Here is a 13,958-nt window from a genome sequence, read left to right on the forward strand (position 1 = left end):
CGGCGACGAGGTTGGGGTCGGTGAAGTACTGGCCGGAGAGGTTGTTCAGGGCCGAGGTGATCGGCATGTTCTCGCCGGTGGAGATCAGCACGATGGCCCAGAAGAAGTCGTTGTAGATCCAGATGGAGAGCAGGGTCGCCAGGGCCGCCATCGCCGGTTTGCACAGTGGCAGCACGATCTGCCAGTACTGCCGCCACACGGAGGCGCCGTCGACGAGGGCCGCCTCGGTCAGTTCGTGCGGGAGCATCCGCATGTAGTTGCTGAGCACGAAGGCGCAGAAGCCGGACTGGAACGCCATGTGGATGAGGACCAGGCCGAGCGCGGAGTCGTACAGCTTGCCGCTCATCGTGATGCCGGGCAGGTCGATGAGTAGGTACAGGCGGTACAGCGGGGTGATGATGACCTGCTGGGGGAGGAGGTTGCCGGCGGTGAAGACCAGGAGCAGGAAGAGGTTGACGCGGAAGTCGAAGCGGCTGACGTAGAAGGCGATGCAGGAGGACAGGAACAGGGTGAGCAGCACCGCCGGGATCGCGATGATCAGCGTGTTCCCGAAGTAGTGCATCATGTCCGACTGCAGATACGCGTTGGTGAAGTTGTCGAAGCTGAGCTTGTCGGGCCAGGAGACGTAGCCCTTGTTGCTGGTCTCGGAGTACGGGCGCAGGGCCGCGAACAGCGCCCACAGCAGGGGTGCCAGCCAGGCCAGGGCCGTCGCGACGAGGAACGTGTGCAGCAGGATCCGGGCGGGGCGGATGGGCGTGCGCTGCTTCGGGGACACGGTGATGGTGCTCATGCGCTCCGCTCCTTCCGGAAGGTCGAGATCAGGTAGGGGATGATCACGGCGAGGGAGATCACGAGGAGGACGACGGCGATCGCGGAGCCGTATCCGATGCGGCTGGACTCGCCGATGATGTTGTTGGTGATCAGGATCGACAGCAGTTCGGTGCCCTGGGCGCCCTTGTTGAAGACGAAGACCAGGTCGAAGGCGCGCAGCGCCTCGATGATCGTCACCACGAGCACCACGGTGTTCGTGGGCCGCAGGGTCGGGAAGATCACGTTCTTGAACGTCTGCCACTCGTTGGCGCCGTCCAGCGAGGACGCCTCGCGAAGGGACGGATCCACGCCCTTCAGGCCGGCCAGGTAGAGGATCATCATGTAGCCGGTGTGCCGCCAGCACGCGGCGACCAGGATCGCCCACAGGTTCAGGTGCGGGTCGCCGATCCAGTCGATGTAGTGGCCGGGCTTGTTGGCCCCGATGAGGCTGTTGATCAGGCCGGTGTCGGGGTTGTAGACGAGCTGCCAGACGAATCCGGTGACCGCGAGTGAGACCACGACCGGCAGGAAGAAGGCGGTCTGGTAGACGCGGCTGAAGCGGACCTTCTTGTCCAGCTGGACCGCGAGGAAGAGCCCGAGCGGGGTGGGGATCAGGATGAGCACGACGAACCAGACGACGTTGTGCTCTACGGCGGGCCAGAACTGCGGGTTGTTGGTGAACAGCTCCTTGAAGTTGTCCAACCCCACCCACGTGATGGAGTCGAAGCCGATGCCGTCCCAGGTGGTGAAGGCCAGGGCGATGGAGGCGAGGGCGGTGACCCAGACGAGGGTCACGTGCAGGATCGTCGGCACGCCGGCCATCAGGCCGAGCGTGAGCCGGTCGCGGCGGGTCAGCAGGCGCCGGTGGCCCTGCGAAGCCCGCCTCTTCGGCGTCGCGGCGCCCGGAGGCGGCACCGTGGCCACCTCCGGGGTCTTCGTGGTCGTTTCGGAGCTCATGGTGTCGGTGCTCATCCGCTTCAGAAGGGGGTCTCAGGCGGACGCGAAGATCGTCTTCTTCTGGCGCTCGATCGAGGACAGCAGGCTGTCGACGTCCTTGGGATTGCGGACGAACTTCTGCAGCGCGGGCTGCATCACCGTCGAGGTGAAGTCCGGTCGGCTGTCACGGTCCATGAACTGCGTGAGGTGCTGTGCGCCGCTGATCATCTCGTACGCCTTCTTCTGAAGGGCGCTGTAGGCGGAGGTGTCGGCCTTCGATGAGGCGGCGATAAGGCTCGGGTCGGCCTTCAGGTAGGTCTCCTCGGCCTGGGGCGTGCCCAGGAATTCGAGCAGTTTGACGGATCCGGCGTGGTTCTTGGGCTTCTTGCTGAGCATGATGCCGTCGGTCGGCGCCTCCACGGTGTCCTGCCCGTACGCCGGGTCGATCTCGGGGAAGGCGAAGAAGTCGAGGTCGTCCAGGTCGGCCTTGTTGGTGAACTGCTGGGCCACGAACATGCCGAGCATATACATGCCGGCCTTCTTCGCCACCAGCGTCTGGGCGGCGTCCTGCCAGGTACGGCCGACCGCGCCCTCCTGGTGGTAGGGGAGGGTCTCGGCCCAGGTGTCGAAAACCCTGCGGACCTTGGCGTCGGTCCACGAAGCCTTGCCCGCCATCAGCTCGACGTGGAAGTCGTAGCCGTTGAGGCGGAAGTTGATCTGGTCGAAGGAGCCCATCGCCGGCCAGGCGTCCTTGTCGCCGAACGCGATCGGGACGAGGCCGTCCTTCTTCATCTGCTTGCACAGGGCGACGTACGCGTCCCACGTGGTGGGGACCTCGTAGCCGTACTTCTGGAAGACGCTCTTGCGGTAGAAGACTGCCCACGGGGACGTGGTCAGCGGCACCAGGTAGTACTTGCCGTCCTGACCCTTGCTCAGGTCGTGCATGGCACTGGGGAAGTTGTCGCCGATCGTCTTCCACACGTCGTCGATCGGGGTGGCCAGCCCCTTGGCCGCGAAGAACTGCATCCGGTAGCCGGCGAACCACTGGAACACGTCGTCCGGTGTGCCCTGCAGGTAGGAGTTGATCTGCTCCTGGAACGTGTTGTGGTCCTTGGTGTTGATGTCGACCGTGATCCCGGACTGCTTCGTGAAGGCCGCGTAGACGTCGCCGTACGCCTTCTTCGGCACGGCGTCGGACGCGTTGGAGCCGACGGTGACGGTTTTGGTTTCCGACGAGGTGGAGCTGCCGGCGCAGGCACTCAGCAGGGGGATGCCGGCACCCAGTACCGCGGCTCCGCCGAGTCCGCGCAGCACGGCGCGGCGGCTGGTACCAGGCAGGGGCTGACCAGGGGATGAAAGGCGCATTTCGGCTCCTGAGGGGCTGTCATGGCCCGGGCATGGCGCGTCGGCTCAAGGAGGGCATGACGGGGAACGGTCGACGATGCGACCAGAAACAAACGCGATCGGACAGATCCGATCGGTCGACGCGTCGAAGAGTGAACTTCCCGGGAGCTCGCTGTCAAGGCTCTGCGGAGAACATATCGAGCGGACCGCTCCTTTCGCGGCTGTGCGGCCTGTCGGCGGAAGAAATTCTGCGCGTGCTCTTGACGCCTGACCGTCCGGCTGTCTAGATATGACCGCGCGGTCAGTGACCGCGCGGTCATATGGCTGACCTCGCCTGATGCAAGTGCCAGGTGGCGAGGCAGCAGGCGACAGGCATACGGCCGACAGGAGCTCTCATGACACCAGTGGCAGGGCGCAGCGCGGGTTCTCCCGCACCGCGCAGCGCGGACGTGGCCCGCGTGGCCGGCGTTTCGCGCAAGACGGTGTCGCGGGTCCTCAACAACGAGCCGTATGTGTCCGACGAGGTCCGGGAACGCGTCCTCGGTGCCGCCGAGAAACTCGGATACCGGCTGAACCACGCGGCCAGGGCGCTGGCCTCGGGGCGGAACCGCTCCATCGGCGTCGTCGCCCTGGGGACGGCCGGGTACGGAACCGCCATGCTCCTCGTGGGCATCGAGAAAGCCGTGCGCGACGCCGGGTACGCGCTGCGTGTGGTCAATACGCCGGACGGGGACCCTGAAGGCATCGCCGGCGCGGTGATGTCCCTACTGGAACAGGGAGTTGACGGGATCGTCGTCTCCGAGCCCGTCGTGGAAGGAGAGGTATCCCTCCGCATCGACGTGCCGGTCCTGTTCCTGGGCGCGCCGCCGTCCTTCCCCTCCGCCCGGACCCTGACCGTGGGCGTCGGCGCCCACGCACTGGCACGGACGGCCACCGATCATCTGCTGGACCTGGGGCACACGACCGTTCACCACCTCGCCGGCCCCGCCCGTTGGTACGCGTCCACGGACCGTATCGAGGGCTGGCGGGCGGCACTGGCGGCACGAGGGGCACAGGAACCGCCGGTGATCCAAGGCGACTGGTCACCCGAATCCGGTTACGCGGCAGGTCGCGCGCTGGCTGTGGACAGCTCGGTGACGGCGGTGTTCGCGGCGGGCGACGAGATGGCCATCGGCCTGATCCACGCCCTGCGGGAGGCCGGCCGGCGTGTGCCGGAGGACATCAGCGTGGTCGGTTTCGACGGCAACCCCGTCTTCGCCTACGTCACTCCTCCCCTGACCACGGTACGTCAGCCCTTCGACGCCGCGGCACGAGAAGGAATCAGGCTGCTCGTGCACGCCATCGAAAAGCCGGAGAGCGAGTTGCCTGCGGCGAGCGAACCACCGGTCGACCTCGTCGTCCGCGGCTCGACCGCACCCCCGCCGCCCCCGCACGGCCGGACGGTACCTCCGGCCATCTGAGCAGCACCCACCCCCGTCTTCAGCAGGGCAACTCGGCCACATGCCCGAGCCGCCCTGTGCCGTCCCGACGGCCGCCTCACCGCACGGCCGTCGGCGGCGTCAACACCGCGACGCCGTCCGCACCCACGCGTCGCACCGGCTGACGTCACTCATCGACTCCGCCTCCCCGCCTGGATCACCGCGGGCTACGGCGGGCACCGAAAACACCTCCATCCCTTTCCCCGGGAGCCGCACATGTCCCCTGCGAAGACAGGCGCCAGACCCGGCGCCGCTCCGCGTTACCGTCCCCTCTCCCTCCTGACGTTGATGCTTGCCCTGCTCGTCGCGGTAGGGACGCTGACTCTCCCCGCCGCGGGCCGGGCGGAGGCGGAAGCCCGTCCGTCGCAGACGCTGTACACGCCACCGTCGGACGCGCCCTCGCCCGGTTCGCTCTATCCGCGGGCGCTGCGTCTGCAGCACAACGGCTCGGCCAACGGCACGATCCTGTCGACGTTCGAGCAGTACACCAATGGCACGCCGGTCTTCCCGATCTACCGCAGCACCGACAACGGCAACTCCTGGACGAAGATCTCCGAGGTCGCCGACACCCAGAACGGCTGGGGCATGCGCTGGGAGCCCGAGCTGTTCGAACTCCCCAAGGCCATGGGCGGCTTCCCGGTGGGCACCATCCTCGCCGCCGGAGCCTCCGTCCCCGCCGACCGCGCGGCCATCAAGATCGACCTGTACGCCAGCACCGACCGCGGCCAGAGCTGGAGCTTCGTCACCAACATCGCCACCGGTGGACGGGCGATATCCAGCAACGGCTACACGCCGGTCTGGGAGCCGTTCTTCCTGATCTCCGGCGACAAGCTGATCGTCTACTACTCCGACCAGCGCGACCCCGACCACGGCCAGAAGATCGTCCACCAGGTCTCCACGGACCTCCGCAACTGGGGCCCGGTCGTGGACGACGTGGCGATGCCCACGTACGCGGACCGCCCGGGCATGCCCGTGGTCACCCGGCTGCCCAACGGCAACTACGTCATGACCCACGAGTACTGCGGTGCGCCCGAGGGCGGCTGCTCCGTGTACTACCACATCTCCTCCGACCCCGAGAACTTCATCTCCGCCCCCGGCCAGGTGCTGCGCTCGACCGACGGCACCATCCCCAGCGGCGCGCCCTTCGTCACCTGGCTGCCGGCCGGAGGCCCGAACGGCACCCTCGTCGTCAGCGGCGACACCCAGGACGATCTGTTCATCAACACGCAGAACGGCGCGGCGAACGCCTGGACCCGTATGCGTTCCAACGTCGCCAGGGGCTACAGCCGAGGCCTGCTCCCGTTGGCCGACGGCCACAGCCTGATGGTGCTCAGCGGGGGCCGCGGGCGAAGCACAGGCCTCAACCCGGTCACCTACAGCGTCGTCGACCTGGGCGGCGGCATCTCCGACGGCGCCACCTACACCCTGTCCAACGCGCACAGCGACCTGAAGCTCACCATCGCCGGCGGTTCCACCACCAACGGCACCGGCGCGACCCAGCAGACCACCACCAACGGCACCGACCAGAAGTGGCGCTTCGCCCAGCAGCCGTCCGGCTACTTCAAGATCTTCAATGTGGCCAGTGGCAAGGTACTGGGCGTCCAGAACCAGTCCACCGCCGACGGCGCCAAGATCCTGCAGTGGGACGACAACGGCACCCTCGACCACGAATGGGCCGTCGCCCCGCACCCCGCCGGCGGCTACACGATCACCAACCGCGTGACCGGCAAGTACCTGGAGATCCCGGGTGCCTCCACGGCCGGGGGAACGCAGGCCGCCCAGTGGAGCGGCACCAATTGTGACTGTCAGCGCTGGGACTTCACCCAGACCGCCCTGCCCCCGCTGGGCACCGGACAGTACGTCTTCGTCAACAAGAACAGCGGTAGGTACCTCGACATCCCCCAGGCCTCCACCGCCTCCGGCACGGCTGTCCAGCAGTGGAACAACTCCGGCTGCTTCTGCCAGCTGTTCACCTTCCAGTCCACGGGCAGCGGAGCCTGGACCATCAAGAACGTCAACAGCAACCTCAACCTGGACATCGGGAACAGCTCCACCTCCGCGGGAGCCGCCGTCGTCCAGAACACACCCTCCACCGCCGACTCGCAGAAGTGGACACTCGTCGACGCGGGCGACGGCTACTACGAGCTCAGGAACGTGAACAGCGGTCTCCACGCCGGTGTCGCCGGGTCCTCCACCAGCAACGGCGCTCCGGTCGTGCAGTGGAACGACCTCAACAACGACGACCAGCTCTGGAAGATCGTCCGCATCAACTGAGTGGCTGCGCTGGGTGAGGAGAGCGGGCGTGTGTCCACGCCCGCTCTCCACATCCGGCAAGGGAGGAATTCCTCCCCGCGGCGGGACGTTCCTGATGGGCGGCACGGGATCCGGTGGCCAGATCTTCGGGATGCCGAGGATGTCCAGGTGTATGCCACTGGCTCCCGCTTCGATCGATTCCACGGCGGCGGTCACGAACGAGTCGTAGTCGAGGCCGAAGCCGGCGGACCGGTCCTCCGGCTCCTGCCGGACGATGCGACCCGACACCGCGGCGGTGATCACGACGGTGTCGGGGACGTCCCACGGCGGCTGGACGTCGATCGACGGTGGGGCTTGGTCTCCGAGGTGGTGGATGACTTCCCTCGCCGGGCGGGTCGGCCGACTCACCCAACGTCTCGCGGCGGGAGCTCCGTTCGTGCTCAGGCAGGCCAAACGGCTTTTCCGCTCGCGGGAGTTGCCCCGCGGGGAAATCGGCCGTGCGGAGGCTCCGGTGATCGCGCAGGCCATCAACCGGCCTGAGACAACGGCGTTCATCGAGTCCTTCACCGGACGGGGCACCTCCCCCCCGCTTGACCAGGCAGCTGTGGCAGCCGGTGCCACGGAACATCGCTGTCCGCCGATGCCGCCGCCGGACAGCCCATTCCAGCGGAGACGCGACGTCGTTCCTGCCGGAATCGGGGTAGTCGATCATGACTTTGCGTGGTGGCTCGGTGCTCGTCGCCAGCGGTCACCTCTGGTATGCGCTCGTTGACCAGACGCCAGCCCAGGGTGGTCGACACGGCGGTCGCGCCGGCGGCGGAACAGGTCGCAGTGGTCATCGAGACCTCCGTGGCACTGAACAGTGCTTCACGCTGGGTCCCTCAAGAGATCACGCGCCCGGAGACCCTGTTCTGAGTGCCCTGTGGGGCGCTCACGTCTGCTCCGCGAGGGGGCGCACGGTTCGCCCTCACCCGCATGCCCCGCCCGAGTGTCCGCTTCCTGTGTACGGGGGACCAGGCCGATCAGCAGAGCGCCGAGGGAGTCAGCGCCGTTGGGCCGTAGACCCAGTCCATGAAGGAGTAGTCGTAGGTGTCGCGGGCGCGCAGCACGGCGTTGCGCTGCTCCCGCTTGGTACCGGACTGGTGCCAGAGTTCGCCCCAGGAGCGTGCGGTGAGGACGACACGGCGGCAGTGTTCGGGTCGTACGGCCTCGTAGGCGGCGAGTGCCGTCTCCCAGCCGACACCGGACCCCTGCCCGGACCGCTTCGCGCGCTGTGCGCCCACGTGCTGGGCCAGCACCCAGCCGTCCTCGACGGCCATGACGGCGCCCTGGGCCATGTACTGCAGCGGAGGGTGGGCCGCGTCGCCGAGCAGGGCGATGCGGCCAGCGACCCACTTCATGAGCGGCTCGCGGTCGAACATCCGCCACCAGCGGTCGCGCCACATCAACGGCAGGCCCTTCTGGACCGGGCCGCACGTTCCCTCGAAGGCCCGGTCGAGTTCGTCCGGGGTGCCCCAGTCGTCCTGGCCGGCCAGGGCTTTCGGCGACCGGAACACCGCGACCTGGTTGAACATCCGGCCGCCGCGCAGCGGGTACTGGACGAAGTGACAGTGCGGTCCGACGTACAGCACGACGTCCTTCTCGTGTACGTCGTTGGCGCGCACCTGCTCGATGGGGACCGCGCCACGGTAGGCGACGTACGCCGAGTTGACGGGTTCGTCGTCGACGAGCAGGGGCCGCGCGACGGAGTGCAGCCCGTCCGCAGCGAGGATGACCTCGGCCTCGTCGCTCCGGCCGTCGGCGAAGGTGACACGCGCGCCGCCCTCGATGTTCTCGTACGTCACACAGCGTGTGCCGGTCACCAGTTCCCCTCCTGTCCGCTCGCAGCCGCGCAGGAGGACGCCGTGCAGGTCGCTGCGGTGGATGACCAAGTACGGGAAGCCGTATCGGCGTTCCAGGTCCTTGAGGTCGACCCGGGTCAGCTCGCTCGCGTCGAGGGCGTCCTTCATGATCATGTGCTCGGGCAGCACACCGAGTCGGACGACCTCGTCGAGGAGGCCGTATTCGTGCAGGATCCGCGTGCAGTTCGGCGCGAGCTGCAGTCCTGCCCCGACCTCGCCGAACTCCGGGGCTTGCTCATAGAGGCGGACTCGCAGGCCCTGGAGGGTGAGTGCCAGCGCGGCCGAGAGACCGCCGATTCCGCCGCCGACCACCAGTACGTCGGGGCGCCGGGGGGTGTCTGTGGTGTTCATGTCTCGCTCCCGCAGGGTCACAGCCACGGAGCCAGGGGTTCGGCCGGGGAGCCGTCGTCGGTCGTCACGCCGGTGTACGGGCGGCCCGCGAGGTAGGCGGTGATGTCGGCGTCGCTGCCCTGGACGGCGGGGACAGTTTCGCTGCCGCGCCTGCCGACGATGTCGTGGCGCAGTTCGGCGAGGAACTCCTCGGGCAGGTCGGCGAATTGGATGCCCGTGTCGAGGTCGACGGCATGCACCATGACCTCCCTGGTGCGCATCCACGGGACCTCACTCGCCGGAACGGTCCGCCCTTGGGCGGTCAGTACCTCCGCCCGCCACTGCCCCTCGGTCAGTTCGGCCATCGCGTAGGACAGCAGCTGCGCCGACTCCTCGAACCAGGCGGTGAGCCAGGCGGCGGGCAGCCCGGCGCCCGACTCGATGTCCGCCAGGCGCTGCTCCGGCGAGCTGTACATCGGGGTGGGCTCACCGGTGCGGGCCCAGTGCATGAGGTTCCTGAGGGCCCGGGCGTTGGCGGCCACATGGGCCACGATGTGCCCCCGGGTCCAGCCGGGGAGCAACGAGGGCGCGCGGTACGCCTCCTCGTCGAGGCCGGCGACGGCCTTGCCGCACAGTGCGGTGCCCTCGGCCACCCAGGCCAGCGTCGTCCGGAGGGTCCTCATCACGACCCCTCGGAGACGACGCGGTTCTCGAGGCGGCCCAGGCCCTCGATCTCGGCGACGACGGTGTCGCCCTCGCGCAGGTACACCTGGGGCTTGCGGGCGTGGCCGACGCCGCCGGGGGTGCCGGTGGCGATGATGTCGCCGGGGTTGAGCCGGATCATCGTGGAGACGTAGCGGACCAGGTGGACCGGGTCGAAGAGCAGGTCGCCGGTGTTGTCCTGCTGCATGACCTGGCCGTTGACCTCGCAGCGGATGTCGAGCGCGGGGCGCGGGCCGCCGACCTCGTCGGTGGTGACCAGGAACGGGCCGAGCGGGGTGGTGGAGTCCCAGTTCTTGCCCTGCAGCCACTCGCGGGTGCGGAACTGCCAGTCGCGGCAGGTGACATCGTTGAGGACGGTGAAGCCCGCGATGGCGGCCTCGGCCTCCGCCTCGTCGGCGCGCCGGACCTGTCGGCCGACGACCACGGCGAGTTCGGCCTCCCAGTCGAACTGCTCGGTCTCGACCGGGCGTCGCACGTCGTCGAGGGCGCCGACGAGGGTGTCCGCGAACTTGCAGAAGAGGGTGGGGAATTCGGGCAGGTCGCGGCCCATCTCCTTGATGTGGTTCTGGTAGTTCAGGCCCACGCAGACCACCTTGGTGGGGTGGGGGACGAGCGGGGCGAACGCGGCGTCCGCGCCCGCGTACCGCTCGCCGTCGGCCGATGCGGCGACTTCGAGGCCGCCGGCCGATGCCAGTACGGCACCCACGTCCGGCAGTCCGAGATCGACGAGGGCGTCGCCGGCGACGCGCACCGCGGTGGTGGTGCCGTCGCCGAGACGGATGGTGGCGAGCTTCACGCGTTCTCCTCGATGTGGGTGCGGAACAGGTTGAGCTTGCTGAACAGGGGGGCGTCGCTGAACTGGAACAGGTCCAGCGAGCCGGACTCGGAGTCGGACGGCGAGGCCTCCGAGCGGATCGACAGGGGCTGCCAGGACGGGACGACGAAGAGGTCGCCGCGCCGGACCGGCCAGGAGAAATCGCCCACGGTCACCCGGCCCGAGCCGTCGAAGACCTGGTAGACCGATGAACCCGTCTCCCGGCGCGGGGCGGTCTCCGCGCCAGGGACGAGGCGGTGGAACTGGGCACGGATCGTCGGCAGGACGTCGCCGGCCGTGGTGGGGTTGGTGTAGCGCACCAGCGCGTGGCCGGGCCCGACGGTGCCGGGGCGGCCCTCGCGTTCCAGCTCCAGCTGGTCGGTCAGCGCGGCATCCGTGTCCGCCCAGCGGTAGCACAGCAGCGGAGTGCCCTCCTTGTGCCCCAACTGCGAGACCGGCAGCAGCCCCGGGTGTCCCCACAGCCGCTCAGAGCGGGACCGGTCGGGCGTCGCGTGCTCCTCCTCGGTCAGCTCGTCCCGGCCGAAGTCGAAGAACTGCGCCTCGATGTCGTACTGGAAGGGGATGTCCAGGCCGTCGATCCACGCCATGGGCTCACTGGCCGAGTTGTGGTGCGCGTGCCAGTTCATCCCGGGCTGCGGCAGGAAGTCGCCGCGGCGCATGGGCACCGGGTCGCCCTCCACGACGGTCCACACACCTTCGCCCTCGACCACGAACCGGAAGGCGTTCTGGGTGTGCCGGTGCTCGGGGGCATCCTCACCGGGCATCAGGTACTGGATGGCGGCCCACAGGGTCGGGGTCGCGTAGGGCCTGCCGCCCAGGCTCGGGTTGGCCAGGGCTATGGCCCGGCGCTCTCCGCCGCGGCCCACCGGAACGAGGTCGCCGGACCGGGCGGCCAGGTCGATCAGAGCCTTCCACTCCCACAGGTGAGGCTGCGCCTTCGACCGTGGCTGCCCGGGCATCAGGTCGCCGATCCGGGTCCACAGCGGCACCATGAGCGCCTTCTCGAAGTCCCGGTAGAGGTCCTTGAGCCCGGCTGTGACGGGCGGCTGGTCCGGCCGGTCCTCGGCGGTGAGGTGCAGGGGGGAAACGACGTCGTCCTCTTCGGTCATGCCTCCACCGTGCTTCGCCTTCCCCTCTCTGGAACAGTAGATTCTGTTCAGCAGAACAACCTCGGGGAGGCGGCCGCCGTGGCCAAGTCGATGAAGAACCCGCCTGTCTACGGGGTGACGAGCGTGGACCATGCCCTCCAACTGGCAGTGATAATGCAGGTGGAGGGACCGCTCACCGTGTCGGAGGCCGCCCGGCGGCTCGGGGTGGCCCGCTCCAGCGCTCACCGGCTGCTCTCCACACTCGTCTACCGGGACTTCGCGGTGCAGAACGACGACCGCAGCTATCGGGTCGGCCCGGTTCTGGAGATGGCGGCCAAAGCCCAGTCGAACGTCAGCGCCCTCCGGTCTGCAGCCCTCGGCCCGCTGCAGACCCTCGTCGACACTGTCGACGAGACCGCGAACGTCACCATCCGCACTGGCCGTACCGTCCGCTTCATCGCCTCGATCGAATGCAGGCAGGCCCTCCGCGTCGGCAACAGGGAGGGCATGGTCTTCCCCGCACACCAGGTGAGCGGCGGCCTGGTCATACTGGCCGCCCTCAGCGACGACGAGCTGACCGCGCTCTACACCCACATCCCGGCCGATACGACCGAAGACCACCCGGACCTCACGGAGCTGCGTGCCGAGCTCCGTGCCGTTCGGCGGAGCGGCGTCGCCGTCAACCTGGAGCGATCCGAGCGCGGTGTCGTCGCCATCGGGCGCGGGGTGACCGACATGAAAGGCACCACGATCGCGGCCGTGTCGGTGTCGCTGCCGAGCGTGCGGTACTCGGCAGGGAGGGTGAAGAGGCTCGTGGCGGCCCTGACCGCCGCAGCGGAGAGCGTCTCAGCCGCACTGGACGACCAGGAACGGGACTTCCGGCACTGACCGGGCCTCCCGCCTGCGACAGCCACATGTCCTTCGCAGCACGGCGTGAAGGGCCCGAGAGCCCGAGAGCCCGAGAAGGCGTCGGGTCCGGGCTGATCGCGCCAGACACCCCTGTCAGTTCCCATCGGCGGGCCACGCCGGCTTCCGAAGCCGAGTGCGCGGTGTGTACGGCCGCGCTTTGACGTCGGGTGACATCGGCGCTGTCCATCCGGAATGACGCCGATGACCCGTTCGGTCGGCGATGAGTTGGCTGCGATCCTGCCGTCGCCCTCGGCCCGCGCCGGTCACCGACGGCGAACGGGTCGTCCAGTGTGCCGCCGTCGCTGCGGACGAAGTCACGGACGTCGGCCGGCTGGGCCGCGATCTCGCTGCCCTCGGCCCGACGAGTCGGACGGTCTCGTCGAGATCCTGCTTGGTCTTCGCGATTCCACCGCACCGCACTTCCCGCTGCCGTGGGGCCCCGATCGTGCTCGGTCTGCTGGGGAAACGTTCGGTCCCGACCTCTGGCCCCAAGGCATCGAACCCAACCGGACCACGATCGCCGCCGTCATCTGACGCACGACTGCGGCGCGTGAGCCCGTGTCGGCGACGGCGGGAACAGTGGCTCAGTCCGGGACTGTCACGGGTTCGACGGTCTCGTGCCGCAGGCCGTGCTTTCCGGCGTTGCGCCTCTGCATGATCGGTACGGTGGTACCAGGACGAGTGGTGGAGGGGGCGGCGCAGCCGTGGGTGAGCAAGCGGAGATCAGGACGGCGAAGGAGGCCGCTGACCACGAGCTCATTCTGGCGTTCGGACGGCTGCAAGGGGCGGCCAATCGGCTGGAGTACATCCTCGGCCGGGCGCTCGAGGTGGAGTGCGGTATCAGTCATCTGGTGTTCGAGGTGCTGCTGATCCTCGGCCGGGCGGGTGAGCCGGGGCTGTCGATGCGGGCCGTCGCCCAGGAGCAGGTCCTGACCACGGGTGGCGCCACCCGGCTGGTGGACCGTATGGAGGCGGCGGGTCTCGTCGAGCGTGCGGAGGATCCGGACGACCGGCGCGGGCGGCTGGTGCGCCTGACCCCGCTGGGCGAGGAGACGGCCGTACGCGCGTCGCGGGTTCACCTGGAGAACATCCAGCGTTACTTCGTGCAGCCCCTTCCGCCCGCGGACCGCGCGCGGTTCGCGGAGGATCTCCGGATCCTCAGCCACACAGCCCGGGATGTTTTGCCCAGGCTGCCCTGACCTGCGGTTTGGCGCCGAGGCTGATGTAGTGGCGTGAGCTACCCCTGTATGTCTCACGTCACAGGAGTCGAGGAATATCTGACGAGTCAGCTACTGTTTGGTCAGGTGAATCGCTCGCGTCAGGCGGGCACCCCACTCTGCCGAGGTCTTCG

The 13,958-nt window shown here is 68.5% G+C and carries 11 protein-coding genes; 4 read left to right on the forward strand and 7 right to left on the reverse strand.

Features of this window, described 5'->3' with window-relative positions:
* From FNH08_RS06935 to FNH08_RS06945, 3 genes are all read right to left on the reverse strand, one after another.
* Positions 1-790 (reverse strand): carbohydrate ABC transporter permease (locus tag FNH08_RS06935; RefSeq protein ID WP_152770363.1); only part of this gene is annotated, 790 nt, incomplete at its 3' end.
* Positions 787-1,767: a carbohydrate ABC transporter permease gene (locus FNH08_RS06940; protein ID WP_152770364.1), complete on the reverse strand. Its 981-nt coding sequence runs from the start codon at positions 1,765-1,767 to the stop codon at positions 787-789. The genes FNH08_RS06940 and FNH08_RS06935, both read right to left, overlap by 4 nt.
* A gap of 33 nt (positions 1,768-1,800) precedes the next feature.
* Positions 1,801-3,111: an ABC transporter substrate-binding protein gene (locus FNH08_RS06945; protein ID WP_152770365.1), complete on the reverse strand. Its 1,311-nt coding sequence runs from the start codon at positions 3,109-3,111 to the stop codon at positions 1,801-1,803.
* A gap of 374 nt (positions 3,112-3,485) precedes the next feature.
* On the opposite strand from FNH08_RS06945, the gene FNH08_RS06950 reads away from it, so the two are divergent.
* Both FNH08_RS06950 and FNH08_RS06955 read left to right on the forward strand, forming a co-directional pair.
* The gene (locus tag FNH08_RS06950) at positions 3,486-4,550 is read left to right on the forward strand and encodes a LacI family DNA-binding transcriptional regulator (protein WP_152770366.1); all 1,065 of its coding nucleotides are present in this window, start codon (positions 3,486-3,488) and stop codon (positions 4,548-4,550) included.
* Positions 4,551-4,784: 234 nt separating this feature from the next.
* On the forward strand, positions 4,785-6,842 hold the full coding sequence (locus FNH08_RS06955) for an RICIN domain-containing protein (RefSeq protein WP_152770367.1): 2,058 nt from the start codon (positions 4,785-4,787) through the stop codon (positions 6,840-6,842).
* 1,001 nt (positions 6,843-7,843) lie between these two features.
* Here the strand turns inward: FNH08_RS06955 and FNH08_RS06960 are convergent.
* Genes FNH08_RS06960 through FNH08_RS06975 form a run of 4 tightly spaced genes read right to left on the reverse strand, consistent with a single transcriptional unit; the run spans position 7,844 to position 11,719 of the window.
* Positions 7,844-9,073, reverse strand: coding sequence for an FAD-dependent oxidoreductase (locus FNH08_RS06960; protein ID WP_152770368.1), 1,230 nt, complete (start codon positions 9,071-9,073; stop codon positions 7,844-7,846).
* 17 nt (positions 9,074-9,090) lie between these two features.
* Positions 9,091-9,735 (reverse strand): maleylpyruvate isomerase family mycothiol-dependent enzyme, encoded by a 645-nt coding sequence (locus FNH08_RS06965; RefSeq protein ID WP_152770369.1) that lies wholly within the window; start codon positions 9,733-9,735, stop codon positions 9,091-9,093.
* On the reverse strand, positions 9,735-10,571 hold the full coding sequence (locus tag FNH08_RS06970) for a fumarylacetoacetate hydrolase family protein (protein WP_322723898.1): 837 nt from the start codon (positions 10,569-10,571) through the stop codon (positions 9,735-9,737). The genes FNH08_RS06965 and FNH08_RS06970 overlap by 1 nt, the downstream gene beginning before the upstream one ends.
* Complete coding sequence (locus FNH08_RS06975) at positions 10,568-11,719, reverse strand: cupin domain-containing protein (protein WP_152770370.1); 1,152 nt, start codon at positions 11,717-11,719, stop codon at positions 10,568-10,570. The genes FNH08_RS06970 and FNH08_RS06975 overlap by 4 nt, the downstream gene beginning before the upstream one ends.
* 78 nt (positions 11,720-11,797) lie before the next feature.
* Here FNH08_RS06975 and FNH08_RS06980 point away from each other — a divergent pair, with 78 nt between their 5' ends.
* Both FNH08_RS06980 and FNH08_RS06985 read left to right on the forward strand, forming a co-directional pair.
* Entirely contained in the window at positions 11,798-12,586 is a 789-nt protein-coding gene (locus FNH08_RS06980; RefSeq protein ID WP_322723900.1) for an IclR family transcriptional regulator, read from the forward strand.
* 725 nt (positions 12,587-13,311) lie between these two features.
* Entirely contained in the window at positions 13,312-13,806 is a 495-nt protein-coding gene (locus FNH08_RS06985) for a MarR family winged helix-turn-helix transcriptional regulator (RefSeq protein ID WP_322723902.1), read from the forward strand.
* The last annotated feature ends 152 nt before the right edge of the window (positions 13,807-13,958 follow it).

The sequence above is a fragment of the Streptomyces spongiae genome (assembly GCF_009377185.1).
Taxonomy (GTDB): Bacteria; Actinomycetota; Actinomycetes; order Streptomycetales; family Streptomycetaceae; genus Streptomyces; species Streptomyces spongiae.